The organism is Microbacterium sp. SZ1 (genome assembly GCF_002362255.1).
Taxonomy (GTDB): domain Bacteria; phylum Actinomycetota; class Actinomycetes; order Actinomycetales; family Microbacteriaceae; genus Microbacterium.
This window is the reverse complement of sequence record NZ_LPVV01000023.1, coordinates 23669-48864: the sequence shown is the minus strand read 5'-3', so window position 1 is coordinate 48864 and position 25196 is coordinate 23669. Positions and strand designations below refer to the sequence as shown.

Here is a 25196-nt window from a genome sequence, read left to right as displayed (position 1 = left end):
GGGCACCCGAACCCGACTCAGCGGCGGATCGAGTCGTGGAACGGGTTGGGTTCGAGCGTGAAGTCGGTCGAGGCGTCTGCCCAGGTGCCGCCTGCCGACGGCGTGCGTCCTCGTCGTAGGCGGGCGAGCGCGGCGGTCGCCGGCACGCCGAGCGCGAGCGCCGCCGTGCCGCTCACCGAGCGGTCCTCCCGGCCGAGCACGCTCGCGCGATGCCAGGCCTCGTGCAGCGCTCCTCCGCGGGGTGCAGGCACCGTGCGGGCCGGCAGCCGATCAGCGCGGCGCTGCGCCACGAGCTCCTCGACGCGGCTCCACCACGTGGACTCCGACGCCGGGTGGAAGTAGTTGTCGCGCAGCCAGTCGGGGTGCGGATGCCGGAATCGCCCTGCCACGACCTCGCTGCGTCCGCCCAGCAGTCCGCTGCCGACGAAGACCGTGTTCAACAGGCTCTTGCTGACCCCGAAGGAGTCGAGGGCGATGACGGGGATGCCGAGGGCCACCGCCTCGACGGCGGCGGTCGAGCTGACGGTGACGAGACCCGCCGCCGTCGACAGCGCCTGCGCCATCGAGTCGTATGACACGACCAGGTTGGCCGGACGCCGATCAGGCAGCAGGTCGAGGTACGGGTCGCGCTCGAGGTGGGTCTCGGACTCTCCCGGCCGCGAGCGCAGCTTGACCACGACGCGACGCTCGGGGTCGGCCTCTGCGGCCCGAACGAGGGTGGCGACGATCTCGGCCCGCTCCTCCCGTGCGGTCGGCACGAGGGCCTGCGCGGCGAAGACGATGTCGGTGGCCGGCTCGCGCTTCGCACGGGGCTCGACCCCGGACGGCCGGTCGGCGAGCAGGGTGCTCCCGGGCCGGGCCGTTCCGGCGGCGAGCACGCGTGCGCGGTCGTGCGCCAGCATCCGTGATCGAGGCCGTGCGAACGGCAGCGTCGCGAGCGCCGTCGGCATCTCGACCCCGATGCGTCGCCCGAGCTCGGCGAATGCGCGCTCCTCGCGGTGGGAGTGCACGACCAACAGGTCGGCATGACGGCGGTAGTCGAGCGCGCCGCGCTGCGCCGGGATGGCCATTCCAGGAAGGCCCGCCACGACCACCGGTCGGCGGGAGAGCCGATCGATCACGCGTCCGAGGAGCCGGACGAACGGGCCCCGCCCGGCGAGCAGCACGACGTCCGGCCGCTGCCCATCGAGCCACGCCTGCACGGCAGCGAAGCCGAGGCGCGTCACCTCGTGCTCCTGCATCCCGGTACCTGCCAGTGCTGCGCGCTGCTGCTGGGCGCTGGCGGTGAGCGGCGTCCGCACGACGAGCAGATGGCGATGGATTCCGTCCACGCCGCCCAGCAGAGATGCCGACCACTTCACGAACGAATCGGCGTCGGCGATCGCGACGACCCGCAGCGCCCCGCGCACGCTCACGCCCGCGGCTCCGCTCATGCCGGGACGCGGCGCAGCTTGGCCATCGGGGCGCGCTCGCTGTCGAACACGCGCTTGACGCCGTCGCCGAGCGCCTTCTCGATCACGCGGATGTCGCGCACGAGGTGCTCGAGACCGGTCGGCTCGAGGGACGCGGCGTGGTCGGATCCCCACATCGTGCGGTCGAGAGTGATGTGGCGCTCGACCGCGACGGCACCGAGCGCGACGGCGGCGAGCGAGATCTGCAGACCGCGCTCGTGACCCGAGTACCCCACGGGGACGCCTGCGTACCGGTCGCGCAGCGTGGCGATCATCCGCAGGTTCGCCTCCTCGGGCTCCAGCGGGTAGGTCGACGTGGCGTGCATGAGAACGACCCGGTCGGTGCCCAGGGTGTCGAGCGCACGATCGATCTGCTCCATGGTCGACATCCCGGTCGACAGGATGATCGGCTTGCCGGTCTCGCGCAGCGCGACGAGCAGCTCGGTGTCGGTGAGGCTCGCCGACGCGACCTTGTGCGCGACGACGTTCAGGTCTTCGAGGAACTCCACGCTCGGCACGTCCCACGGCGAGGCGAACCAGTCGAGGCCGAGCATCGTGGCATGGTCGCCGATCTCGACGTACTCGTCTCGGCCGAACTCGATGCGATGGCGGTACTCGAAGTAGGTCATCGTGCCCCACGGCGTCTCGCGCATCACGTCGCGCATGTGCTCGGGCGTCGAGATCTCCGGCGTGCGCTTCTGGAACTTCACGGCATCCGCGCCGGCCTTCGCCGCGACGTCGATGAGGCGCTTGGCGATGTCGACGTCGCCGTTGTGGTTCAGGCCGATCTCGGCGATGACGTAGGCGGGACGACCGCCTCCGATGACGCGCGATCCGATGCTGACAGTCATGGTTCCTCCGGTCGTCGAATGGCCTTCCCTCCTGGGTACGCGCCGAGAGTGAACACCGCGCGACAGGACGGTTACCGGCACCCGTCAGGCGGGCAACACCCGTTCGACGAGCTCGCGCACCGCACCGCGACCGCCTCGCCGCGTCAGCACGACCCGCGCCTCGGCGAGCGCCCGCGGATGCGCGTTCGCGACCGCGACCGGCCAGCCGACGATCCGCATCGCGGGGAGATCGTTCACGTCGTTGCCGAGGTAGGCGATCTCGTCGAGCGCGATGCCGTTCTCCTCGGCCCACCCGCGCAGCGCCGACTCCTTGTCTTCGATGCCGTGCAGCACCGGGACCCGGAGCTTCTCGGCCCTGGCCCGCACCACCGCGTTCACCTCGGTGGAGAGGATGAGCATCGGGATGCCGGCCCTGCGCAGCAGCGACACCCCCATGCCGTCCTCTCGGCTCACCCTGACCCGCTCGACGCCGTCGGCATCCACGCTCGCGGTGTCATCGGTGTGCACTCCGTCGAAGTCGGTCACCACGGCGCGCACCGGAATCCGCTCCGGCGTCTCGTGCAGGGCGGCGAGCGCGCGGGCGATCTCGAGCTGCTGCGCGTCGTCGATCTCGATGGCCGACCACTCGGGCACCTCGGCGATGCGGATGCGACCGAAGAACCGGTGCCGCGCCTCGCGGAACCCATCCGCCCGGAAGACGTAGAACGCCCCGGTCTCGAGGTAGTGCGGCTCGCGGTCCTGGCGCCGCGGGCGATGCCCCGCCTCATGGTTGATCGCCACCGCCGCGTCGTCGCCCGTGCGTGCCCAGAGGAACCCGTACGTCTCGAACGCCGAGAACACGCTGTCGGCGCGGTCGTCCCGCACCTCGCGCACGGCGCCGGCGAGCGCCTGGGAGGAGATGAACGGCGACGTGGCCTGCAGGAACGCCACGACCTCGACCCGCTCCCCGGCCGCTTCGATCTCGTCGAGAGCGTGGAGGATCGCGCTCTCCGACGACGCGGTGTCGCCCGAGAGCTCGTCCGGTCGCCGCACGACGACCGCTCCCGCGGCCGACGCGACCGCCGCGATCTCGGCGTCGTCGGTCGACACGACCACGAGGTCGATGCCCTCGGCGGCGAGCGCGCTGCGCACCGCGCGCTCGATGAGCGGCACTCCGCCCACGCGCTGCACGTTCTTGCGTGGCACGCCCTTGGATCCGCCCCGGGCCGGGATGATCGCGACCGCGCGCCCGGTCGTCGTCGCAGGATTCGGCATCGTCATCGTCCTCTCAGGACGCGCCAGGCGCGTCCGATGCGGCGCCGAGCGCCCAGTGCGGTGAGCCGAAGCTCCTCCACCCGTCCGACGCCGCCCGCCGGCCGCAGCGCGCGATCCGCCAGGGTCGGCGGCGGCGCTCCGGGGAGGCGCAGTTCGGCCAGACGCTGCGGCGAGAAGTAGCGATCGCGATCGACGGGGCGGATGCCGCGCAGCAGCGCTTCCGCCCGCGGGCGCAGGTGCGCAGCGACGAGCGGCTGCATGGCGTAGCCCACCGCGTCGACGAGCAGCTGCAGCTGCGCCGGCTCCCGATACGCCGAGTCCGTGCGGGTGAGCACGTCGACGATCGTCGCGGGGACGCGGTTGCTGTTCTCGAACGGGGTGAGACGGCGCAGCAGGGCGTCGGTGCCGACCGCGTCGATCTCGCGACCGAAGGCGCTCTGCACGGTCGGCAGCGCGGTCGAGAAACCGGCGATCACGGTGCGTGCGTCGAGCCGTTCCGCGAGCACCTCCGCCGACAGTCCGCCGCGGTACTCGACGAACTCCACGGACGACGACCGCGCGTGCTCGCGCAGCGCATCGGTCACCCGGGGCGGAGCGGAGGGATGCGGTTTGAACACGATCCGGCTCGGTCGCCGCCGTGCCGCGAGATCGATCATCTGCCGCTGCTGGGCGACCTCCTCGGCGTCGGAGAGGAGCCCCAGGGCGGCGAGGTACTGACCGAGCACGAGCACCGTCTCGCCGTCGCCTCGATCGGCCCCCGCGTCCGCCGGAGCCGCCTCGAGCAGCACACGACGGAAGGCCTCGGCCGAGACGGGCACGACGGTCGCACGTGGCGAGGCCGCCAACGGCGTGACACCGGGGACGACGTCGGCGTACACGACCCGGCCGATACGCGCGGTGATCGTGTGGGGCAGCCTCACTCGCAGCGGCGAGTACGTCATCAGCCCGTCCCCCACGATCGTGATGCGCGCCCGGGGGAAGAGCCGCATCAGCGTCAGCGCGGGCGCGACCTGGGGGCTCTGCACGAGGATCTCGAGGTCGTCGCCGTCGAGCCCCCAGGCCCGGGTGAGCAGCCGTTCGAGCACCGTCAGCTCGGCCTTCTCCGGCTTCCAGGCGCTCGGATGCAGCGGCCCCAGCAGCGCGTCGAGATCCTCGATGCGGTCGAACCGTGCGCGCAGTGTCGCGAGCGCCGGGTCGTCGAGGATGCCGACGGTGGTCTCCGGCACCCGCGCGGAGACGAAGGGAACGAGCACCCGGTCGTCATCGTCGCCGAGCAGACCCGCGTCGAGCGCGGCGACCGCCGTCGAGAGGGCGTAGGCGCTGTGCAGCGCGAACAGCTGCGTCATGCCGCCGACTCGACCGAGCGCAGGAGCGATGCGAGCACCCGGCGCCGCGGACCGTCGAGGCGGCCGAGCACGGCATCCGATTCGACCGAGGGCAGTCGCGCGAGCAGTCCGCGGATGCCGGAGCGCATCTCCGCGCGCAGCCCCGGCGTCATCCGCCGTGCGCGGACGAGGTGGCGCGAGCTGAGAGCGAGCAGCGTCCACACCGCCTTCGGCAGGAAGCGCTCGGCCTCGGCATCCGCGCTCACGATGTCGAGCACCTCGTCCATCGCCCTCACGAAGTCGAGCTGGCGCCGATCGCGCACCTGGGTGAGCGACGTCGACACCCCGCGGCGATAGAGCAGCGCAGGTGCGTCGACCACCGCGAACGACCTCGCCTGCAGGTGGAGACGCCAGATCCATGGGCGGTCCTCTGCCGTGAAGAGCCCGGGGGTGAAACCGGCGAGGCCCTCGTCGAGCACGCGGCGGTGCAGCATCCCCGCCCAGGCGAAGGGGTAGTCGACCATCGTCGGCTCGTCTTCGGGCAGGATCGCATCGCGCGGCGACTGGACCTGCTCCCGCCACGGGTGCGGCGCCCTGACCAGCGCGCGCACCCCGTCGCGCACGGTCACGTGGTCGGTGCGCACGACATCGCAGTCGAGCTCGCGCAGCCGGCGCGCCAGCACCTCGAGGCGCCGCGGCTGCATCCAGTCGTCGCCGTCGAGGAAGCAGAACGCGTCTCCCTCGACCTCGGCGAGCCCCTGATTTCGCGCGCTCGCCAGGCCGCGGGGGCGCGGGTTGAAGATGACGGTGGCGCGCGGCATCCGTTCGGCGTAGGTGCGCATGATCGCCCCGGTGTCGTCGCGGGAGCCGTCATCGATCGCGACGAGCTGCAGCGCCGCCGGGTCGTCGAACTGTCGGGTCAGCGTCTCCAGCGTCGTGCCGATGTACGCGCCTGCGTCCTTCGCAGGAAGGATGACGGTGACGAGCGGTGTGCGCACGGAACTCCCGGGGTGGACGGTCCCGGAATGGTCGCAGGCTCTCGTTGCCGGACGGCGACGCCCAGGTGAACGGGCGGTGACCCGGCGCGACGCGCCCTCTCGCATTCGCGCCCGAGTGCTGGATCGGCGACGATGGGGAGATGCTCTGGCCGTTCGGAACCACGTGGCGCCCCGTGCGGCAGAAGCGTCGCGACGCGATCGACCTGCGGTGGCTGACCGCCCGCTCGTGGACCAGGCGGTGGTATCCGCAGGGCGTCGACCTCGGGGTGTGGCACGGTCGGCGCACCCTCGCCGTCAGCTGGTTCCGGCAGCGCCTCGACGGGCACCATCTCGCTTCGCGCGTCGCACTCGTCGACCTCGACCGCTCGCGCCACCTCGACGTGCTGCTCGCCGTCGAGGAGGGCGGCGAACTGCAGCCCGCGCCGATCCACGCCGGCGGCCTTGCGTGGTTCGGCGACCGACTGTTCGTCGCCGCCACCCGCGACGGCATCTGGGAGTTCGACCTCGCGCGGGTGCGCCGGATACGCGGAGCCCTCGCTCGGCGGCTGGCCGGGTCGACGCGGTGCGGTCCGCGCGTCACGGCGCTGGTCGCGGTGCGCACCCGCGTGCACCCGGTCGCGCTGCGCTGCTCGTACATCGGCCGGGTGTTCGACACCGACGGGTCGCCGCTGCCGCGCGTGCTGATCGGCGAGTACCGGAGGGACGACAGCGGCAGGATCGGCGAGTTCTCGCTGCCCGAAGGAGACGGCGGCGGCTTCACCGAGATCGAGCGCGCAGCTCCCGGCATCCCGCGTATGCAGGGTGCGGTGCGCTGGGGCGAGCGCTCCTTCGTCTCGCAGTCCGATCTGCTCCGCCCCGGCGCGCTCTGGACCGGACCCCTCGACGGTCTGAAGCGGAGCGCCGTCCCGCTGCCCGTCGGGTGCGAGGACCTCGCCCTCGACCTCGACGCCGGCTACCTGTGGACCCTCGGCGAACACCCGTGGAAGCGCGTCGTGCGCGGCATCCCCCTCGCGTCCCTCGATCTCTGACGGCCCCACTCCCAGCCTGCTGCTGGACACCCGAACGTAGACTGTCCTGGTGAAGAAGCCCGCCCCTCTCCTCGTCTACACCGTGCTGCGGCTGCTGGCGTTCCTCGTCCCGCTCGCCGTGATGTGGTTCTTCTTCCCGATCTTCCGCGAGTTCTGGTGGCTCGCCGCGATCTTCGCCGCGCTCATCGGGGCCAGCATCTCGATGATCTTCCTGCGGACTCCGCTGTCCGACGCCTCGGCGCGCATCCACGAGCGCCGAGAGGGGCGCCCGGTGGCCGGTCAGGCCGACGCGGATGTCGAGGACGCCGCGGTCGACGGGTCAGACCACCCCTGACGCGTCTCGGCGTCAGCCCGCGAAGGCCCAGAACAGCGCGCCCGCGTAGAGCAGCGCCGTGAGCGACGTCAGCGCGAGGGCGATCACGAGCTCCTTCGGCTGGCGATACGTCCACACGATGAGGATCGCCGGCAGCCCCGCGAGCAGTGCGAGCACGCCGATCCACGCGATCGGGTACAGCAGCGCGAGGAAGACCAGGATGCCGAAGGGCGCCAGCACGAAGAGCGTGAAGAGCACCTGCGTGGGGCGACGGCCGATCAGCACCGTGAGCGTGCGCTTGCCGACGAGGCGGTCCTGATCGATGTCACGAAGGTTGTTGGCGAGCAGCACCGCGCAGGCGAAGAGTCCGGCCGCGATCGCGCCGAGCCACGCCTGCTGCGGGAGCTGGAAGACCTGCACCCACGTGGTTCCGAGCGTCGCGACGAGCCCGAAGAACACGAAGACGAAGACCTCGCCCAGCCCGAAGTAGCCGTAGGGGCGCTTGCCGCCGGTGTAGAACCAGGCCGCGACGATACACGCGGCGCCGACCGCCAGCATCCACCACTGCTCCGTGCGGACGACGATCGCGACGCCGACGGCCGCAGCGAGAGCGAAGAAGACCAGTCCGATGACCAGCACGGTGCGCGGCTTCACACGCCCGGAGGCGGTGAGTCGCGCCGGGCCGACTCGCACGGCATCCGTGCCGCGGATGCCGTCACTGTAGTCGTTCGTGAAGTTCACGCCGATCTGCAGCAGCACGGCGACGGCGAGACAGGCGAGGGCGATGACCCAGTGGAACTCGGGTCCGGTGCTGCGGGCAGCGCCCGTGCCGATGACCACCGGGGCGATCGCGAGCGGAAGGGTCCGCAGGCGCGCAGCGCCGATCCAGTCCCGAGCCGTGATGGGGCCCGCTTCGACGATCGGCTTCTTCGCGGGGTTGCCGCTCGCCCGCACGGGCTTCCGCGACGAGGGCCGGCTCTTCTTCTTGCGCTGGGTCGATGCTGCCACGGAGGGAATCCTACTGGCCGCGCCTTTTCCGGCCGGTCAGGGGTTCGGGTTCGAGTCCTTGCCGTCCAGCCACAGCGTGTCGCTCTTGTCGCCGTGCGCGCCGCCCGTGCCGACGTGCTTGTCGCCGATCTTCGGCCCCTTGAGAATCACGTGCACCATGGCCTGAGCGTGCCCGTGGCCGAGGGAGTACTCCTCCTTGAGCCAGTTGAGGACGACGGTGGACTTCGTCGTCTCGTCGAAGCCGTTCTCTTTCGCGAGTTCGATGAACTGCCGCGGGGTGAGTCCGGTCTGGGTCTCGACCTTGTCGAGGTATGCCTGGAAGGACATCGGTGCTCCTGTGCGTCGGTTGTGGTCACCGTACCGCGCTCCGCTCGGCGCGCGCTATCCCTCGGCGACCGTGACGAGCGGCCGGTGCTCGTAGTACGTCTGCAGCACGACCGTCGTCCGGGTGTTGACGTTCGCAGCGAGGCGGATGTCGCGGACGAGCTCCTCGAGGTGGCGCGGCGTCGCGACACGGACGAACAGCATGTAGCTCGCATCTCCCGCGATCGAGTGGCACGCCTCGATCGCCGTCAGGTGTTCGAGCAGCTCCGGGGCGTCGTCGGGCTGGGCGGGGTCGAGCGGCGTGATCTCGATGAAGGCCGACAGAGGAGCGCCGACCTGCTCGGGATCGAGGATCGCGCGGTAGCCGGTGATCACGCCGCGCGTCTCGAGGCGGCGCAGTCGGGACTGCACCGCCGACACGGAGAGGCCGACCGACTCCGACAGGTGCGCGAGCGTTGCACGCCCGTCGCGGGATATCTCGGCCAGGATCGCGCGATCGACAGAATCGTCCATGGATGTAAGATTATCGTCAGGATTCCCAAATCACCGGAAAATTTCCGTCTGTAGCCCCGATCGGAGGTTCCATGTCCACTCCTACCCTGAGCACTCAGGCCATCGTCGGCGAACCCGAGGTCGTGGAGGACGCGGCGACCGCCGAGCAGTCGGCGGCGTGGGCGCAGCTCAAGGACGCGGCCATCGCCATCCGGGAGATGCAGGTCAAGGACGGGTCGATCCCGGACGCCGGACACCACGCCGCCGCGCGCGAGCTCGTCGCCGCGATCACGGCCGGCATCCGCGCTCTCGCCCCCGCGTTCCCGCACGACGCCGAGTACCTCGCGGCATCCGTCGTCGACTTCGAGCGCTGGTCCGCCTCGGACTTCGGCGTCCCCGACTTCCTCGACTCGCTCATGGCCTTCCAGCCGCAGCAGCACCGCGTCGACGGCATCCGTCACCTCGTCGTCTTCCCGATGTACACGCAGAACGGCTCGAGCGACCGCCTCGTCGAGGCGCTCATCGTCGAGACGATCTGGCCGGAGTTCATCGCCGCCCTCGAGGCCGGCGACTACGGCAACAAGCTGTTCGTCTCGCTGCGCCTCGTCGACTTCACGCCGGGCTACGACACGAACTCCGCGGTGCTCTTCCCCGAGACGGTCGCGATGCGCGAGATCCCCTCGTTCACGTGGGGGGCGATCTTCCAGGACCGCGAAGCCGCACGATACCGCCGCGTCGTGCGCGCTGCCGCCGAGATCACCAACCTCGAGCTGCCCGAGCGCGCTGCGGCGATGCTCGACGACCAGGCGCAGACCGAGCGCGCATTCGTGATGTGGGACATCATCCACGACCGCACGCACATGCGCGGCGACCTGCCGTTCGACCCGTTCATGATCAAGCAGCGGATGCCGTTCTTCCTGTACTCGCTCGAGGAGATGCGCTGCGACATGACGGCGTTCCGCGAATCGGTGAAGATCGAGCGCGCCCTGACCGCTCGCCAGGAGGCGGGCGAGCAGCTCACGGCCGACGAGCAGGAGATGCTCGATCACGCAGGACTCGTGCAGTACGCCGTGATCTTCGACCGGATCTTCCGCTTCGCGATCACGGGCACGCGCACCCGCAACTACGACGCGGTCGGCGGACAGCTGCTGTTCGCGTGGCTGCACCAGCGCGGCGTGCTGCACTGGACCGACACGGCTCTGGCGTTCGACTGGGACAACGTGCCCGACGCCGTGGTGGCCCTCGGCGACGCGATCGACGACCTCTACTGGCACTCGATCGACCGCCCGAAGGTCGCGCACTGGCTCGCCGCCTACGAGCTCGTGCGCGGAACCCTCACCCCGCACCCCGCCTCGCAGTGGGCGCGAGGGCTGTCGGACGAGATCCTCGCCGGCGCGCCCAAGGGCTACACGGATGCGGTGATGGACGACGAGTTCCCGCTGTCGATGTTCTTCGAGACCCTCGACAAGAAGATGAAGCCGGTCATCGAGTCGACCGTCGGCATCCGCGGCTCCGACGACTGATCGGACTCTCCCGAGTTCGGTGCACGTTCTGCGGCCGGACGCAGGTTCTGCGGCCATCTCGCGCCGCAGTGGCCGCAGAACGTGCCCATCACCGCAGAACTGACCCAGCGCGAAAGGTGACCGGATGAGCGTCGACGGACGCACCATCGTCCTGGCCGGGGCGACGAGCGCAGCGGGACTCGGTGTGGCACAGGCCCTCGTGGCCGCGGGTGCCCGGGTGATCGCGACCGGCCGATCGGATGCCGGGCTCACGCCGCTGCGCGAGCTGGGTGCCGAGACAGCCGTGGCCGATGCGACATCGCTCGCGGAGATGAGCGCACTCGCGTCGGGCCTAAGTGCGGTGGACGGCGTGATCCCGCTCGTCGGCGGATGGCGCGGTGGTGGCGGGCTCGCCGGGCAGTCCGACGAGGATCTGCACGCTCTCCTGCCGGCCTTCGAGGCGGTGCGGGCGACGAGCCGGGCCTTCGACCCGCTGCTGCGGGAGTCGGATGCCGGGCGCTTCGCGCTCGTGTCATCGACGGCGGTGGCTCGGCCGCTCGCCGGAGGAGCGAACTATGCCGCGGTCAAGGCCGCGAGCGAAGCCTGGGGACGCGCGACGGCGCAGGGGTTCGCGAAGGCGGCGCGCGATGCCGGGGGGCCTCTGCGCGCCGCCTCCGTGATCTTCCGGGCGAAAGCGCTCGACGCGGACTCGCTCGCCTCGGCAGTGCTCGAGTTGTGGGATCTTTCTGCCGACGCACTGAACGACCGCATCCTCGACATCTGAGCCGGGGTTCGCCGGGACGTCGGCGCCGTCAGAGCTCGCGCCGCATGACGACCCGGCGGGTCGTCGGGTGGCTGACCTCGACGAAGCCCGCTGCGGTGAACGCCCCGACCGATCCGACGTTCATCTCGCCCCACGACACGGTCGATCCGCCCGTGAGCATCGGATACCCCTCGATCGCGACCGCACCCCGCGATCGCGCATGGTCGACGGCCGCGGCGACGAGGGGATGGGTGAGGCCGCGACCGCGGAATCCCGGCCGGACGATCAGGCAGGCCACCGCCCAGACCCGATCGTCGTCCTTCTTCTCGTGCCTTCCCTTCCACGGCACCGACGACCCCCGCAGCCGCCCGTAGACGCTGCGCCGGTCGACCGCGCACCAGGCGACCGGGTCCTCGTCGAGGTAGGCGACGAGGCCGATCGTCTCCCGCGACCGGGGGTCGTCGCAGTGCGCCTCGCTTCGCAGCAGGTCGCGGCGCTCCTCGACGGGCATGTACCACCAGTCCCCGTCGCCCAGGCGCTGCCGCTCGCACTGGCATCGCCCTGCGGTCCCGGTCAGGATCGCCTGCAGGTCGTCCCACCGCGCCTCGTTCGCGGGCACGACCCGGAGGTCGGGGATGGTGTGCGTCGGGCGTTGAGGCATCTCGTCCGCGTCCGGTTCATTCCGCGGCACGATCGCGCTCCGCCGAAGTCGCCTCCTCCGCCGACGCTCGGCCGCCGCGCGCCGACACCGGGTCGACCAGCGCCTCTCCAGCCGACCCGGCCGTTCCGGCTCCCGGCGCCTCTCCGACCGGCGCCGCCCTTTCGGCATCCGCAGCCGCTCCGGCATCTCCTGTCACTCCGGCATCTCCTGTCGCTCCGGCATCCGCGGCTCCCTCGCCGGCATCCGCCTGCGGATTCTGCTCCGGGGCATTCGCGTACAGATCGGTGAGCTTGCGGTACGACTTCGTGAAGAACGCCAGGCCGCCGACGACCACCATGATGAGCCCGGCGAACAGGCAGATGAGGGCGATGCCGCGGGCGTCGCCCTCGCCGAGCAGCCAGCCCCACTGCCGCTGGCCTGCCGAGGAGTCCATGTACGGGATGATCAGGAACTCCGCGATCGGAGCGATGAGGAACGCCGTGATGGGAGCCGCTGCCGCCTCCATGGCCGCCGCAACGCCGAACACGCGGCCCTGACGGTCGTAGCGGACGACCTTCTGGATGACGGTCTGCTCCGCCGCCTCGGCGGGCGGGACGAGAGCCATGTAGACCCACATGCCCAGCACGTACAGCGGCCACCACTCGCGAAGCATGAAGATCGAGCCCAGCAGTCCCATCGCGATGACCACGAGCAGCAGCGTGCGCATGGGTTTCGCGCCGAGACCGAACTTCGCCACCAGCGCCCCTCCGATGATGAAGCCCGTCGAGGAGAAGGCGAGGGCGAAGCCCCACATCTGCGCGTCGAAGAGAGTGAGCCCGTACGGGTCCATGAGCGCCATGTACACGCCGCCGATGAGGTTGTTGAAGGTCGAGAAGACGATCAGCGCGAACAGGCCGGGGGCGAGTCTGATGGCCGCGACGCTGCCCCGGAAGTCGAGCGCGCTGGGCGCATCGGGATCGGGCGTCGGCGTGCCCTCGGGGATGCGGATGAAGAGCAGGTGAACGAAGGTCAGCACCATGGCCACGATCGCGATCCCGAGCGTCCACCCCATCCCGAGGAAGCCGATCGAGAGCCCGGAGAACACGCTCGTCACGAGGAACGCCAGCCCCTGCACGGTGCCGACGAGGCCGTTCGCGTTCGCCCGCCGCTCCTCCGGGATGAGAAGGGTCACCGTCGTGGAGAGCGCGATGTTGCGCAACTGCTCGATCACGCCGCCGAAGAGGATCACGAGCGAGAAGATCCAGAACCACGGCCCACCGAGGTCGAGCAGGGCGGACTCGGGCTGCCACACGTAGAGCATGCCGGCGACGAGGAACGCCGCGGCCGAGATCACGCTGGACAGCAGCATGACGGTGTGCTTGCGGTGCCGATCGACGATGGTGCCGAAGATCATCGCGAAGAACGCGATGAACAGCATGTACGCGCCGCCGATGATGCCCGTGGCCAGCACCGACTGGGTCTCGATGTAGACCCAGAACGTGAGGGCGAACCACAGGAAGCTCGTCGTCACGTTGGCGATCAGCGTGTTGACGAGAACGTTCGCGAAGGCCCGCTGCGCGGCTGTGCGTTCCATGGCTCCGAGGGTAGGGCTCCCTTCCGACATTGGGTAGGGCCATCTGCGGTGGCGATTAGGCTTGTCCGGTGAGCATTCAGCATGACCCCGCGATCCGCGGCTTCGCCAGCGACAACTACTCCGGCGTCCACCCCGAGGTCCTCGCGGCCATCGCGGAGGCGAACGGCGGGCACCAGATCGCCTACGGCGAGGACGCCTACACCGAGCGCCTGCAGGAGGTCTTCCGCTCCCACTTCGGCGAGGGAGTCGAGGCATACCCGGTCTTCAACGGCACCGGGGCCAACGTCACCGCGCTGCAGTCGATGCTCCCCCGGTGGGGCGCCGTGATCGCGGCATCCTCCGCTCACATCAACGTCGACGAGGGCGGCGCCCCCGAGCGCATCGGCGGGTTCAAGATCCTCGCCGTGCCGACCGCCGACGGGAAGCTGACCCCCGAGCTCGTGGACCGCGAGGCCTGGGGCTGGGGCGACGAGCACCGCGCGCAGCCCCTCGTCGTCTCGATCACCCAGTCGACCGAGCTCGGCACGCTGTACACGGTCGACGAGATCCGCGCGCTGGCCGATCACGCCCACGAACGCGGCATGCGGCTGCATCTCGACGGAGCGCGCATCTCGAACGCGGCCGCTGCCCTCGACCTGCCGCTGCGCGCGTTCACCCGCGATGCCGGCGTCGACGTGCTGAGCTTCGGCGGCACCAAGAACGGGGCCATGCTCGGCGAGGCGATCGTGGTGCTCGACCCCGAGGCGTCCACCGGACTCACCTACTCGCGCAAGTTCAACATGCAGCTCTCGTCGAAGATGCGCTTCGTGTCGGCGCAGCTCATCGCGCTGCTGGAGGGCGACCTGTGGCTGCGCAACGCGAAGCATGCGAACGCGATGGCGCAGCGGCTGCGCGGATCGATCGAGGCGGGCATCTCCGACGGCTCGATCTCGGGTGTCACGTTCACGCAGCCGACCCAGTCGAACGGCGTCTTCGCCGCCCTTCCCGACGGCATCGCCGACAGCCTGCGCGAGAGCTTCCGGTTCTACGACTGGGATGCCGCGCGACGCGAGGTCCGGTGGATGTGCGGCTTCGACACCGAGGAGTCCGACGTCGACGCCTTCGTCGCCGAGCTCGGGCGTCTCACCCGCGCCTGAGCGCGAGGGTTCCGTCGGGGCTCAGCGGAGCAGGCCGAGGTTCGCGAGCGCCAGGCGGATGAGCGTGCCGCGTCCGCCCTCCATCTCGGCGGCGACGGCGTCGGACGCCGCCGCCTCGGGCGAGAACCAGGTGACCTCGAGAGCGTCCTGACGAGGCTCGCACGTGCCCGTGACGGGCACCACGAAAGCCAGCGACACCGCGTGCTGGCGGTCGTCGTGATACGCGCTGACGCCCGGGATCGGGAAGTACTCGGCGACCGTGAAGGGCAGCGGCTGCGGTGGCAGCAGCGGGAACGCCATCGGGCCCAGGTCGTTCTCGACGTGCCGGAACAGCGCGTCGCGGATGGTCTCGCCGAACCGCACGCGACCGGAGACGATCGTGCGCGTGATCTCGCCGAGCGGGGTCGAGCGCAGCAGGATGCCGATCTCGGTGACCTGACCAGAGCCGTCGGTGCGCACCGGGATCGCCTCGACGTAGAGCATGGGCAGGCGGCGACGCGCCTCCTCCAGCTCGAACTCGCTCAGCCACCCCGGATTCGCGTCGGGAGCGGGCGGCTGCGCGTCGCCGAACGCGCCGATGCCGTCGTCGGGTTCTGGTTCGGGATCAGGTGTGCGGACGGCCATGTGTCCTTTCTACCAGCCGCCTCCCCGGCCGGACAGCGACGACCGGTATGCCGGCCCGTGCCCGATGTCGGACGCGGCTGGCAGGATGGAGGCGTGAGCGAGGAACTGATGCTCGACGGCGCGCTCACGCGCTGGTCGACGGCCGAACGGACGGGGATGCCGTTGCTCGTGCTGCTGCACGGCTACGGCGCCGACGAGCACGATCTCTTCGGTCTGGTGCCCTACCTGCCCGAGGGCATCGCCGTGGCATCCGTCGCCGCGCCGCTGGCGCCGCCGTGGCCGATGCCCGGCCGCTCCTGGTACCCCATCGAGGGCCTCGACGGGCGCAGCTCGATCGCCGTCACCACGGCCGCGCGCGCCTTCCTGAGCTGGCTCGACTCGGAGCGCGGGGATGCGGCGTCCGTCGCCCTCCTCGGATTCTCGCAGGGTGCGGCGGTCGCCCTGCAGGCACTGCGCCTCGCGCCCGAGAGCGTCGACGCCGTGGTGGCGTTGAGCGGCTACGCCGCACCGGGCGAGCTGCCCCGCGACAGCGAACTCGCCGAGCTCCGACCGCACGTGTTCTGGGGACGGGGGACGAACGACGACGTCATCCCCTCCACCCTCGTGGCGCACACGGCGGAGTGGCTGCCCGCGCACTCCGAGCTGTCGGGCCGCGTACACACCGGCCTCACGCACAGCATCTCGGAGGACGAGCTCGGCGACGTGCGGACGTTCCTCGACAGATGGGTCGAACGGGTCGCGAAGACCCACGGATAGTCAGCGCGGTACGGGTCCCTCCGGGTCCGTCTGCTCGTCGGTGTCGTCCGTCCGATGGTCCGCGGAGTCGCGACGCCGCCACGGTGCTTGCCCGATCGCGACCGAGAGCGACAGGCCGATCACGATGCCGATGCTGATCCCGAGGATCCAGTTGTCGAAACTGACGCCGAGCGCGACCCCGACGCCCATGCCGATCGCGATCCCGGCGCCGAGACCGAGCCGGGTGCGCATCTCCTGGGGGCTGGGTTCGCGATCTGCCATGACTCCACCGTACGGACGGCGCGCCGATCCGGCATCCCCCGATCGGCATACCTGCCTCGGAACGCGCTCGCGGCGAGCGCGACACGCCCGGGGTTGCGCATCCGCGACACGCCCGGGTATCGTCGTGGAGTCCTGTCCGCGGTGTCTGGAAGTCCCTTGATCTGAATCGTCGCCTTCGCGCTCCCTCATCCGCGCGCTGACCCGACGATCGCCGACTCCACGGCCGACCACCGCCCTCCGTCCTTCTGATGGATGCCGCTCCTCGCGGCTCCGCTCCCGGGGTGTCCACTCCCGAGCAGGGCGACCGGTGTCAGTGCACCCCGCACTCGACAGGAGACCCCATGACCACCCCCACCCTTCACGCATCCGTCACGCTCGACCGCGTGACGTTCACCTGGCCCGACGGCTCGACGGCACTCGACTCCGTATCCGGCTCGTTCGGCACCGGCCGCACCGGCCTCGTCGGCCGCAACGGCGCGGGCAAGTCCACGCTGCTGCGGCTGATGGCCGGGGAGCTCGACCCCACGTCCGGGTCCATCTCGACGACGGGCGAGGTCGCGTACCTGCCGCAGCAGCTGACCCTCGACGTGGATCGCCGTGTGGCCGACCTGCTCGGCGTCGCCGCCGCGCTCGATGCCGTGCGTGCCATCAGCGGGGGCGACGTCGATCCCGCCCACTTCGACGCGGTCGGCGACGACTGGGACATCGAGGCGCGCGCCGAGGTGGCCCTCGCCGATGCCGGACTCGCCCCCGAGTTCCTCGACCGGCGCGTCGGGGAGCTGTCGGGCGGCGAGGCCGTACTCGTCGCGATCGCCGGCATCCGCCTGCGACGCGCGCCGATCACGCTGCTCGACGAGCCGACCAACAACCTCGACCGCGATGCGAGAGCGAAGCTCGCCGCGATGGTGCGCGCCTGGAAGGGCACGCTCATCGTCGTCAGCCACGACCTCTCGCTGCTCGAGCTCATGGACGACACCGCCGAGCTCTACGCCCAGACGCTCAGCGTCTTCGGCGGCCCGTACTCCGAGTGGCGGGCCTGGCTCGACGCGGAGCAGGATGCCGCCCGGCAGGCCGAGGCGACGGCGAAGCAGGAGTTCCGCAAGGAGAAGCGCCAGCGCATCGAGGCGGAGGTCAAGCTCGCGCACCGTGCGCGCACCGCCAAGAAGGCCGAGATCGAGAAGCGCGTGCCGAAGATCATCGCGCACGGACGTCGGATGGCCGCCGAGGTGTCGGCCGGTCGGCTGCGCACCGAGGTCGGCGCCAAGGAGGATGCCGCGCGGGCATCGCTCGACGAAGCAGGGCGCCGCATCCGCTCCGACGCGTCGATGAAGATCGAGCTGCCGGATCCGCAGGTCTCACGCACGCGCCGGATCGCCGAGATCGGCGACGGCGAGCGCTCGTGGGTCGTGCAGGGTCCGGAGCGGGTCGCGCTCATCGGGCGCAACGGCGCCGGCAAGACGACTCTGCTCGAGGACCTGGTGCACCACCGTGTCCGCGGTCCGCTCACGGCGCTCCCCCTGACGGATCGCGTCGGGTACCTGCCGCAGCGGGTCGACGGGCTGGACGAGACCAGGTCGGTCTTCGAGAACATCGCAGCTGCCGCGCCGCACGTTCCGGAGAAGGAGCTGCGCAACCGACTGGCGCGCTTCCTGATCCGCGGGGCGACGGCCGACCGGGCTGTCGCCGCGCTGTCGGGCGGGGAGCGGTTCCGCGTCGCGCTCGCGAAGCTGCTGCTCTCCGATCCCCCGCCGCATCTCGTGCTGCTCGACGAGCCGACGAACAACCTCGACATCGACACCGTCGACCAGCTCGTCGAAGCCCTGAAGGCGTATCAGGGCGCGGTGCTCGTCGTGAGCCACGACGACGCGTTCCTCGCGCGGCTGGACCTCGACCTCACCCTCGAGATCGACGGCGACGGGATGCTGCAGCAGGTCGACTGAGGTCCGCGGCGCTCTGGGTCACGCCCGCCGGCTCCGCATCGCCTTCGTGTGGGCGATCGCGGGGTCGGAGGCCCGCACCGCGTACTCCTCGGATTCGCGCGGAACGAGAGCCACCCTGCCCTCGGCGTCATGGTCGATGCCCCAGCCGTAGCGCTTGCCGAGCGGCGAGGAGCGCAGGCACGGCTGGCCCTTCGCGAAGAACGCCTCGCGGGCCGCGGCGTCATCGGGGTCGATGCCCTGACGCAGCGCATGGGTCTCGAAGATCACGTCGTCCGACGTGCGTCCGTACGGCTTCTCGGTGATCAGTCGGTAGTGCAGCGCCGCGATCGTGGGCCTCTCGCCGGCGGGCGGCTCCTGCGCGTGGTCGACCGGGCAGTCCTCGGCGACCTCGATGAACGTGGCGCGGTAGTCGGTGGTGTGCGTCGCCATGCCTACAGCATGCTCCGGGGGTCGGACAATCCGAAACCCCATGTCGGTGGTCCGGGTGATGATGGAGGGATGAGCGACGTGCTCGAGCGTTTCACCCCCGCGACCCAGGACTGGTTCCGCAGGGCGTTCACTGCGCCCACCCCCGCGCAGGCGGGGGCGTGGGAGGCCATCTCGGCCGGAAAGCACGCTCTGGTCGTCGCTCCGACCGGTTCGGGCAAGACGCTGTCGGCGTTCCTCTGGGCGATCGACAGCGTGTTCCGCGAGCGCATCGCGGCGGGTGCGGTCGAGGCGGCTGCCACCGCGAAGAAGGGGCAGGAGAGGAAGGCCAAGAAGGATGCCGATGCGTCGCGCACCCGCATCCTCTACATCTCACCGCTCAAGGCGCTCGGCGTCGACGTCGAGCGCAACCTGCGGTCGCCGCTCATCGGCATCGGCCAGTCCGCCCGACGGCTGAACATGCCGGCGCCCGCAGTGACGGTCGGCGTTCGCTCCGGCGACACCACGTCGAGCGACCGCCGCAAACTCGTCGCCGACCCGCCCGACATCCTCATCACCACCCCCGAGTCGCTGTACCTCATGCTCACGAGCCGCGCGGGCGAGACGCTGCGCGACGTGCACACCGTGATCATCGACGAGGTGCACGCGGTCGCCGCCACGAAGCGCGGCGCCCACCTCGCCGTGAGCCTCGAGCGACTCGACGCGCTGCGCCAGACCAACGGCCACGACGAACCCGCCCAGCGCATCGGACTCTCGGCGACGGTGCGGCCGATCGACGAGGTCGCGCGCTTCCTCGGCGGCGCAGCACCCGTCGAGATCGTCGCTCCGCCGGCATCGAAGACCTTCGAGCTCGGCGTCGTCGTGCCGATGGACGACATGACCAACCCGCCTCCGCCGCCCGGTGCCGCCGGCGCGGCCGCCGACGACGGCTCCGCCGAGTACACCGAGGTCACGGGGTCGATCTGGCCGCACGTCGAAGAGGCGATCGTCGACCGCATCCTGCAGAACAGCTCCACGATCGTGTTCGCGAACTCGCGGCGCCTCGCCGAGCGTCTGACGGGCAGACTGAACGAGATCTACTCCGAGCGCATCGGCGTCCCGCTCCCCGAGGCCACAGTGCCGGCGGGGATGATGGCGCAGGCCGGCGCGACCGCCGGCGCCGACCCCGTGCTCGCGAAGGCCCACCACGGCTCGGTGTCGAAGGAGCAGCGCGCCCAGGTCGAGGAGGAGCTGAAGTCCGGTGTCCTGCGCTGCGTCGTCGCGACGAGCAGCCTCGAACTCGGCATCGACATGGGCGCGGTCGACCTCGTGATCCAGGTCGAGGCTCCGCCGTCCGCAGCGTCCGGCCTGCAGCGCGTCGGCCGGGCCGGTCACCAGGTCGGCGAGATCAGCCGCGCGGCCCTGTTCCCGAAGCACCGCGGCGACGTGCTGCACACCGCGATCGTCACCGAGCGGATGCTGGCGGGCAAGATCGAGGCCATCCAGGTGCCGCGCAACCCGCTCGACATCCTCGCGCAGCAGACCGTCGCGGCGAGCGCGCTCGGGGCCATCAGCGTCGAGGAGTGGTTCGAGACCGTGAGGCGCTCCGCGCCGTTCCAGTCGCTGCCCCGCTCGGCGTACGAGGCGACCCTCGACCTGCTCGCCGGCCGGTTCCCATCCGACGAGTTCGCCGAGCTGCGACCGCGCCTCGTGTGGGATCGCGATGCCGGCACACTCACCGGTCGCCCCGGCGCGCAGCGCATCGCCGTCACGAGCGGCGGCACGATTCCCGACCGCGGTCTCTTCGGCGTCTTCGTCGCAGGCGAGAGCACCGGCGCGCGGGTCGGCGAACTCGACGAGGAGATGGTCTACGAATCCCGGGTCGGCGATGTGTTCACCCTCGGCACCACCAGCTGGCGGATCGCCGAGATCACGCACGACCGCGTCAATGTGATCCCTGCATACGGGCAGCCGGGCAAGGTGCCCTTCTGGCACGGCGACGGCATCGGCCGCCCGTTCGAACTCGGTGAGGCGCTCGGGAAGTTCTCGCGCGAGGTGTCATCGGCAAGCCCCGACAAGGCGACCCAGCGGCTCATCGACGCCGGACTCGACGAGCAGGCGCGCGCCAACCTCATGGCGCATCTCACCGAGCAGCGCGAAGCGACCGGCACACTGCCCACCGACCGCACGCTCACGGTCGAACGTGGTCATGACGAGGTCGGCGACTGGCGGGTGATCCTCCATTCCCCGTACGGCATGAAGGTGCATGCGCCGTGGGCGCTCGCGATCAACGCCCGCGTCCGCGAGCGGCTGGGCGTCGAAGGGTCGGCGGTCGCGAGCGACGACGGCATCATCGTGCGGCTGCCCGACGCCGAGTCCGAGCCGCCGGGCGCTGAGCTGTTCGTGTTCGACCCCGACGAGCTCGAGCAGCTCGTCACGCAGGAGGTCGGCGGCTCGGCCCTGTTCGCCTCGCGCTTCCGCGAGTGCGCCGCCCGCGCGCTGCTGATGCCGCGCACGAACCCCAATCGTCGTACGCCTCTCTGGCAGCAGCGGCAGCGATCGGCCCAGCTGCTCGAGGTGGCCCGTCGGCATCCGACCTTCCCCGTCATCCTCGAGACGCTGCGCGAGGTATTGCAGGACGTCTACGACCTCCCCTCGCTGCGCCGGCTCGCCACCTCGATCGCCGACCGCAGCATCCGCCTCGTCGAGACCCAGCCCGGCCAGCCGTCGCCCTACGCCCGCGACCTGCTCTTCGGCTACGTCGGCGCGTTCATGTATGAGGGCGACTCACCGCTCGCCGAACGCCGCGCCGCCGCGCTGTCGGTCGACCCGGCGCTCCTCGGCGAGCTGCTGGGCACGGTCGAGCTGCGTGAGCTCCTCGACCCCGCGGTCATCGCTCAGTTCGAGCGCGAGGCCCAGCGCCTCGACCCCGAGCGTCGCGTGCGCGGGCTCGAGGGCGTCGCCGACCTGCTGCGCATGCTCGGGCCGATGGATGCCGATGAGGTGGCGCTCCGCCTCGAAGCGGGGTCCGAGACAGCGACCGCCACCGCAGAGACCGCACCCGCCGCGCCCGCGACCCGGGACGAAGCCGCAGTGCACCTCGACGCCCTCGTCGCCGCCCGGCGGGCGATCCCCGTGACCATCGCCGGCACGACCCGCATCGCCGCGATCGAAGACGCGGGGCGCCTGCGCGACGCCCTCGGCGCAGCCCTGCCCACCGGCATCCCCGTCGCCTTCCTCGAACCTCTCGCCGATCCGCTCGGCGACCTCGTCGCCCGGTATGCCCGTACCCACGGCCCCTTCACGACGGATGCTCTCGCCACCCGCCTCGGCATCGGCGCGGCCGTCGCCCGGCACACCCTGCAACGACTGGAACACGCGGGACGTCTGACGAGCGGATATTTCCTGCCCGAGGCATCCGGCAGCGGCACCGAGACCGAGTGGTGCGACACCGAGGTGCTGCGACGGCTGCGCATGCGCTCGCTCGCGGCGATCCGCGGCAGCGTCGAACCGGTCTCCCCCGAGGCGTACGCCCGCTTCCTCCCCGACTGGCAGCACCTGAACCGGCCGCTGGAAGGGATCGACGGCGTGCTCACGGTGATCGAGCAGTTCGCCGGCGTGCCTGTGCCGGCGAGCGCCTGGGAGTCGCTGGTCCTGCCCTCCCGGGTGCGCGACTACTCCCCCGCTCTGCTCGACGAACTCACCGCGGCGGGCGAGGTCATCTGGTCGGGCCACGGCACTCTCCCGGGTCGCGACGGGTGGGTGTCGTTGCACCCCGCCGACCTCGCGCCGTTCACGCTCCCCGAGCCCGACGACGAGATCGCCGCCGATTCGCTCGAAGCGCGGGTGCTCGACGCCCTGCAGGCAGGCGGTGCGTACTTCGCCTCGCAGCTCCGAGACATGGCGGGCGCCGAGAACGAGCAGTCCGTGCTCGAAGCCCTCTGGTCGCTCACCTGGTCGGGGCGTGTCACCAACGACACATTCGCCCCCATCCGCTCGCTGCTCGCCGGCGGATCGCAGGCCCACCGGGTGACGCGCCGCGCCCCGCGCACGCGCGCCTACCGTGGCATGTCGCTCGCCCGCTCCACCCCGCGTCCGACCTCGGTCGGCGGGCGATGGTCGCTCCTGCCCACCATCGAGACGGATGCCGCGCGCCGCGCGACCGTCACCGCCGGGCTCCTGCTCGACCGCTACGGCGTCGTGACGCGCGGCGCGGTGCAGAGCGAGGGCGTGCCCGGTGGTTTCGCACAGACCTACCGGGTGCTCGCAGGATTCGAGGAGGCAGGGCACTGCCGCCGCGGCTATGTGATCGAGAAGCTCGGCGCCGCCCAGTTCGCGGCATCCGCCACCGTCGACCGCCTCCGCACGTTCGCCGGTCTCGCCGACCCGCCTCCGCTCGCCGCCGTGACCCTCGCAGCGACCGACCCGGCCAACCCGTACGGTGCCGCGCTCGGCTGGCCGAAACGAGCCGACGTGTCGCACCGTCCGGGTCGCAAGGCCGGCGGGCTCGTGGTCCTCGTCGACGGCTCCCTCGTGCTGTACCTCGAACGCGGCGGCAAGACGGTCCTGTCCTTCAGCGACGATCCCGACGTGCTGCGCGCGGCCGCCGCTGACCTCGCCGCGACCTCCCGGGCGCGCCGACTCGACACGCTCACGGTCGAGAAGGTCGATGGAGACGGCGTGTACGGCACCGTGCTCGCGACTGCACTGCAGGAGGCGGGCTTCGTGGCGACCCCGCGCGGCTACTCGCTGCGCAAGGCGATCTGAGTCGCCCACGCGTCGACAGCCGCCCGACGGGCCAACAGCCCGACAGTCGGCAGCAGCCCGACAGCCCGCCTCATCCCGTGCGCCGCGTGAGCGACGTGCCCTGCAGCGATGCCTGCACCTGGAAAGACATCACGTCGGGGAGGTACCGGTCGTCCCCCGTTTCAATCGCCCGACCGTCGGCCGCATAGCTCACCCGTCGCACCCGCAGCAGCGGGCTCGACCGGCGCACGTCCAGCAGCCGGGCGTCCTCGCTGGGTGCGGCGATCGCGTCGATCGAATGCTCGCCGTGCACCATGCGCACCCCGTGCTGCGCTTCCAGGGCGCCGACGACCGACGGCTCATCCGGGGGCAGCGCCTCGATCAGCGGAGCGATCCACGGTGGATACGCCGTGCGCTCCAGCATGACCGTCCGCCCGTTCAGGGTCCGCCGCCGCACGACCTCCAGCACCTGCGTCGGGCCGGTCCCGCCGCCGCCGTGTCCACGCAGCGTGCGCAGCTCGGTCGGCGTCGCGCTGCGGCGCTGCTGCGCGACGACCTGTCCGCCCGGCTCCATCCCCCGGCTGCGCGCCCACTGCGCGAACGACCGCACCTCCGAGAATCGCTGGCTCAGGGCGGTCGTGCGCACCAGCCACCCCGATCCGCGGCGCGGCGCGATCGCGCCCTGTCGCGCCATGAGCACGAGCGCGTTGCGCACCGTGCCTCGCGAGACCTCGAAGGACTCGGCGAGCTGCGCCTCTGCGGGGAGCATGCCGGTCGCGTCGAAGTCGCCGTCCGCGATCCGGATCGTCAGGTCGCGCGCGATCTCCCGATATCGGTGCATGACTCGCTCCCCTCTCGCATCGCCGGATTCGGGGTCCGGCACATCAGGCGTCAGCGTAACCCTGCATCCGCCCTCCACCGCGTGACTCGGGGCCGTTGCCTGCACACGTGCACGCACGTGTCCGCGGGGTTTCACCGTCCGTCCCCCTGCCGTTCACCCGCTGTTCCTCGGAGCGCCGCGACGCGGCCTCCTCTGCGCGAGCGGATGGACACGGCGATCTGGTCGTGATCGACGTGACCGGAGGAGGACGATGTCGGGCGAGCAGTCACCCGGATGGGCCGTGCTGAGCGATATGGACGGGACGCTGCTCGACACCGAGGCCACCTGGCTCCGGGTGGTCGAGCGGTTCGTGCACGATCACCTGCCGTCGGGACGCGGCAGGACGGATGCCGAGGGTCTCGTCGCGGCATCCGAAGGGCTCGACCTCGCCCGCACCGCAGCGCTCCTGCGCGATCGGCTCGACCTGCCGCGCGACGTCGACGCCGTCGCAGAAGAGCTCGACCGCCGCGCGCTGGCACGCTACGGCGACGAGATCTCCTGGCAACCCGGCGCCCGCCGCCTGCTTGCCGAGCTCGCCGCGGCGGGCGTCCCGCTGGCGCTCGTGACCTCCTCGCCGCGGCACTGGGTCGACCACTTCGGACAGCACGTCGACCTCTCGCCGTTCCGCGCCTCGATCACCGCCGACGACACCCCGCTCACGAAGCCCGCACCCGATCCGTATCTGCTCGGGGCGGCCGCGCTGGGGATGCCGCCGCACCGCTGCCTCGTGCTCGAGGACGCCCTGGTCGGCGCCTCAGCCGCCGTCGCCGCCGGCTGCCCGACGCTCGTCGTCGGGGATCCCGGCCGAGCCGTTCCGCCCGGCGTGCACCGCGCGGTCTCCCTCGGCGAGGTCGACCTCTCGACCCTGCTCGCGATCGTCGGGGCGCCCGTCTCCTAGGCTTGAC

Annotated in this window: 23 protein-coding genes; 9 read left to right on the top strand and 14 right to left on the bottom strand. The window is 71.2% G+C overall.

The genetic code is table 11. The features are described from left to right. Positions 1-17: 17 nt before the first annotated feature. The 5 genes from AUC47_RS10030 to AUC47_RS10010 form a co-directional block, all read right to left on the bottom strand. Positions 18-1433 (bottom strand): DUF6716 putative glycosyltransferase, encoded by a 1416-nt coding sequence (locus tag AUC47_RS10030; protein WP_096715070.1) that lies wholly within the window; start codon positions 1431-1433, stop codon positions 18-20. After that, entirely contained in the window at positions 1430-2302 is an 873-nt protein-coding gene (locus AUC47_RS10025; protein ID WP_096715069.1) for an N-acetylneuraminate synthase family protein, read from the bottom strand. Before AUC47_RS10025 ends, AUC47_RS10030 begins: the two co-directional genes overlap by 4 nt. An 84-nt stretch (positions 2303-2386) precedes the next feature. Next, entirely contained in the window at positions 2387-3556 is a 1170-nt protein-coding gene (locus tag AUC47_RS10020; protein ID WP_096715068.1) for an acylneuraminate cytidylyltransferase, read from the bottom strand. Positions 3557-3558: 2 nt separating this feature from the next. Continuing rightward, entirely contained in the window at positions 3559-4902 is a 1344-nt protein-coding gene (locus tag AUC47_RS10015; RefSeq protein ID WP_096715067.1) for a polysialyltransferase family glycosyltransferase, read from the bottom strand. Beyond that, positions 4899-5879, bottom strand: coding sequence for a glycosyltransferase family 2 protein (locus AUC47_RS10010; RefSeq protein WP_179297578.1), 981 nt, complete (start codon positions 5877-5879; stop codon positions 4899-4901). The genes AUC47_RS10015 and AUC47_RS10010 overlap by 4 nt, the downstream gene beginning before the upstream one ends. Positions 5880-6019: 140 nt before the next feature. Here AUC47_RS10010 and AUC47_RS10005 point away from each other — a divergent pair, with 140 nt between their 5' ends. Together AUC47_RS10005 and AUC47_RS10000 are read left to right on the top strand one after the other, a co-directional pair. Then, entirely contained in the window at positions 6020-6907 is an 888-nt protein-coding gene (locus AUC47_RS10005) for a hypothetical protein (RefSeq protein ID WP_096715065.1), read from the top strand. A 49-nt stretch (positions 6908-6956) separates the two neighbouring features. Continuing rightward, the gene (locus AUC47_RS10000; RefSeq protein ID WP_096715064.1) at positions 6957-7241 is read left to right on the top strand and encodes a DUF4229 domain-containing protein; all 285 of its coding nucleotides are present in this window, start codon (positions 6957-6959) and stop codon (positions 7239-7241) included. A 12-nt stretch (positions 7242-7253) separates the two neighbouring features. On the opposite strand, the gene AUC47_RS09995 is transcribed toward AUC47_RS10000, so the two are convergent. Genes AUC47_RS09995 through AUC47_RS09985 form a run of 3 tightly spaced genes read right to left on the bottom strand, consistent with a single transcriptional unit; the run spans position 7254 to position 9065 of the window. Then, the gene (locus tag AUC47_RS09995) at positions 7254-8228 is read right to left on the bottom strand and encodes a 1,4-dihydroxy-2-naphthoate polyprenyltransferase (protein ID WP_096715063.1); all 975 of its coding nucleotides are present in this window, start codon (positions 8226-8228) and stop codon (positions 7254-7256) included. Between the two features lie 36 nt (positions 8229-8264). Continuing rightward, positions 8265-8555: a DUF4287 domain-containing protein gene (locus AUC47_RS09990; RefSeq protein WP_096715062.1), complete on the bottom strand. Its 291-nt coding sequence runs from the start codon at positions 8553-8555 to the stop codon at positions 8265-8267. 54 nt (positions 8556-8609) lie between these two features. Continuing rightward, positions 8610-9065: an Lrp/AsnC family transcriptional regulator gene (locus AUC47_RS09985; protein WP_096715061.1), complete on the bottom strand. Its 456-nt coding sequence runs from the start codon at positions 9063-9065 to the stop codon at positions 8610-8612. A 71-nt stretch (positions 9066-9136) separates the two neighbouring features. Between AUC47_RS09985 and AUC47_RS09980 the strand changes: the two genes are divergently transcribed. Next, positions 9137-10567: a DUF6421 family protein gene (locus AUC47_RS09980; RefSeq protein ID WP_096715060.1), complete on the top strand. Its 1431-nt coding sequence runs from the start codon at positions 9137-9139 to the stop codon at positions 10565-10567. A 124-nt stretch (positions 10568-10691) separates the two neighbouring features. Further along, a complete protein-coding gene (locus AUC47_RS09975; protein ID WP_096715059.1) occupies positions 10692-11330 on the top strand; it encodes an SDR family NAD(P)-dependent oxidoreductase in 639 nt (212 codons plus the stop codon). A 28-nt stretch (positions 11331-11358) separates the two neighbouring features. Here AUC47_RS09975 and AUC47_RS09970 read toward each other — a convergent pair whose 3' ends face one another. Together AUC47_RS09970 and AUC47_RS09965 are read right to left on the bottom strand one after the other, a co-directional pair. Next, entirely contained in the window at positions 11359-11970 is a 612-nt protein-coding gene (locus AUC47_RS09970) for a GNAT family N-acetyltransferase (protein ID WP_096715178.1), read from the bottom strand. Positions 11971-11986: 16 nt separating this feature from the next. Further along, entirely contained in the window at positions 11987-13543 is a 1557-nt protein-coding gene (locus tag AUC47_RS09965) for an MFS transporter (RefSeq protein ID WP_256999515.1), read from the bottom strand. Positions 13544-13611: 68 nt separating this feature from the next. Between AUC47_RS09965 and AUC47_RS09960 the strand changes: the two genes are divergently transcribed. Further along, positions 13612-14679, top strand: coding sequence for a threonine aldolase family protein (locus AUC47_RS09960; RefSeq protein WP_096715058.1), 1068 nt, complete (start codon positions 13612-13614; stop codon positions 14677-14679). Positions 14680-14700: 21 nt separating this feature from the next. Here AUC47_RS09960 and AUC47_RS09955 read toward each other — a convergent pair whose 3' ends face one another. After that, the gene (locus tag AUC47_RS09955) at positions 14701-15303 is read right to left on the bottom strand and encodes a DUF4916 domain-containing protein (RefSeq protein ID WP_096715057.1); all 603 of its coding nucleotides are present in this window, start codon (positions 15301-15303) and stop codon (positions 14701-14703) included. 93 nt (positions 15304-15396) lie between these two features. Here AUC47_RS09955 and AUC47_RS09950 point away from each other — a divergent pair, with 93 nt between their 5' ends. Further along, complete coding sequence (locus tag AUC47_RS09950; RefSeq protein WP_256999514.1) at positions 15397-16059, top strand: alpha/beta hydrolase; 663 nt, start codon at positions 15397-15399, stop codon at positions 16057-16059. Here AUC47_RS09950 and AUC47_RS09945 read toward each other — a convergent pair whose 3' ends face one another. Further along, complete coding sequence (locus AUC47_RS09945; protein WP_096715056.1) at positions 16060-16320, bottom strand: hypothetical protein; 261 nt, start codon at positions 16318-16320, stop codon at positions 16060-16062. A 341-nt stretch (positions 16321-16661) separates the two neighbouring features. Here AUC47_RS09945 and AUC47_RS09940 point away from each other — a divergent pair, with 341 nt between their 5' ends. Beyond that, a complete protein-coding gene (locus AUC47_RS09940) occupies positions 16662-18260 on the top strand; it encodes an ABC-F family ATP-binding cassette domain-containing protein (protein WP_096715055.1) in 1599 nt (532 codons plus the stop codon). Positions 18261-18278: 18 nt separating this feature from the next. Here AUC47_RS09940 and AUC47_RS09935 read toward each other — a convergent pair whose 3' ends face one another. Then, positions 18279-18689, bottom strand: coding sequence for a DUF6157 family protein (locus AUC47_RS09935; RefSeq protein WP_096715054.1), 411 nt, complete (start codon positions 18687-18689; stop codon positions 18279-18281). A 69-nt stretch (positions 18690-18758) separates the two neighbouring features. Between AUC47_RS09935 and AUC47_RS09930 the strand changes: the two genes are divergently transcribed. Continuing rightward, the gene (locus tag AUC47_RS09930; RefSeq protein ID WP_096715053.1) at positions 18759-23432 is read left to right on the top strand and encodes an ATP-dependent helicase; all 4674 of its coding nucleotides are present in this window, start codon (positions 18759-18761) and stop codon (positions 23430-23432) included. A 70-nt stretch (positions 23433-23502) separates the two neighbouring features. Here the strand turns inward: AUC47_RS09930 and AUC47_RS09925 are convergent, their stop codons facing one another. Further along, positions 23503-24252 carry a GntR family transcriptional regulator gene (locus AUC47_RS09925; RefSeq protein WP_096715052.1) on the bottom strand — a complete coding sequence of 250 codons (750 nt, stop codon included), beginning with the start codon at positions 24250-24252 and terminating at the stop codon, positions 23503-23505. Between the two features lie 250 nt (positions 24253-24502). Between AUC47_RS09925 and AUC47_RS09920 the strand changes: the two genes are divergently transcribed. Beyond that, positions 24503-25189: an HAD family hydrolase gene (locus AUC47_RS09920; protein ID WP_096715051.1), complete on the top strand. Its 687-nt coding sequence runs from the start codon at positions 24503-24505 to the stop codon at positions 25187-25189. Positions 25190-25196 lie beyond the last annotated feature (7 nt).

Bases quoted from the DNA above. Each gene is read 5' to 3' on its own strand.
- AUC47_RS09990 (WP_096715062.1), bottom strand. From the start codon at position 8,555: ATGTCCTTCCAGGCATACCTCGACAAGGTCGAGACCCAGACCGGACTC.
- AUC47_RS09945 (WP_096715056.1), bottom strand. From the start codon at position 16,320: ATGGCAGATCGCGAACCCAGCCCCCAGGAGATGCGCACCCGGCTCGGT.
- AUC47_RS10030 (WP_096715070.1), bottom strand. From the start codon at position 1,433: ATGAGCGGAGCCGCGGGCGTGAGCGTGCGCGGGGCGCTGCGGGTCGTC.
- AUC47_RS09955 (WP_096715057.1), bottom strand. From the start codon at position 15,303: ATGGCCGTCCGCACACCTGATCCCGAACCAGAACCCGACGACGGCATC.
- AUC47_RS09985 (WP_096715061.1), bottom strand. From the start codon at position 9,065: ATGGACGATTCTGTCGATCGCGCGATCCTGGCCGAGATATCCCGCGAC.
- AUC47_RS09970 (WP_096715178.1), bottom strand. From the start codon at position 11,970: ATGCCTCAACGCCCGACGCACACCATCCCCGACCTCCGGGTCGTGCCC.
- AUC47_RS09920 (WP_096715051.1), top strand. From the start codon at position 24,503: ATGTCGGGCGAGCAGTCACCCGGATGGGCCGTGCTGAGCGATATGGAC.
- AUC47_RS10020 (WP_096715068.1), bottom strand. From the start codon at position 3,556: ATGCCGAATCCTGCGACGACGACCGGGCGCGCGGTCGCGATCATCCCG.
- AUC47_RS09930 (WP_096715053.1), top strand. From the start codon at position 18,759: ATGAGCGACGTGCTCGAGCGTTTCACCCCCGCGACCCAGGACTGGTTC.
- AUC47_RS09940 (WP_096715055.1), top strand. From the start codon at position 16,662: ATGACCACCCCCACCCTTCACGCATCCGTCACGCTCGACCGCGTGACG.
- AUC47_RS09980 (WP_096715060.1), top strand. From the start codon at position 9,137: ATGTCCACTCCTACCCTGAGCACTCAGGCCATCGTCGGCGAACCCGAG.
- AUC47_RS09975 (WP_096715059.1), top strand. From the start codon at position 10,692: ATGAGCGTCGACGGACGCACCATCGTCCTGGCCGGGGCGACGAGCGCA.
- AUC47_RS09935 (WP_096715054.1), bottom strand. From the start codon at position 18,689: ATGGCGACGCACACCACCGACTACCGCGCCACGTTCATCGAGGTCGCC.
- AUC47_RS10025 (WP_096715069.1), bottom strand. From the start codon at position 2,302: ATGACTGTCAGCATCGGATCGCGCGTCATCGGAGGCGGTCGTCCCGCC.
- AUC47_RS09965 (WP_256999515.1), bottom strand. From the start codon at position 13,543: ATGGAACGCACAGCCGCGCAGCGGGCCTTCGCGAACGTTCTCGTCAAC.
- AUC47_RS09925 (WP_096715052.1), bottom strand. From the start codon at position 24,252: ATGCACCGATATCGGGAGATCGCGCGCGACCTGACGATCCGGATCGCG.
- AUC47_RS10005 (WP_096715065.1), top strand. From the start codon at position 6,020: ATGCTCTGGCCGTTCGGAACCACGTGGCGCCCCGTGCGGCAGAAGCGT.
- AUC47_RS10015 (WP_096715067.1), bottom strand. From the start codon at position 4,902: ATGACGCAGCTGTTCGCGCTGCACAGCGCCTACGCCCTCTCGACGGCG.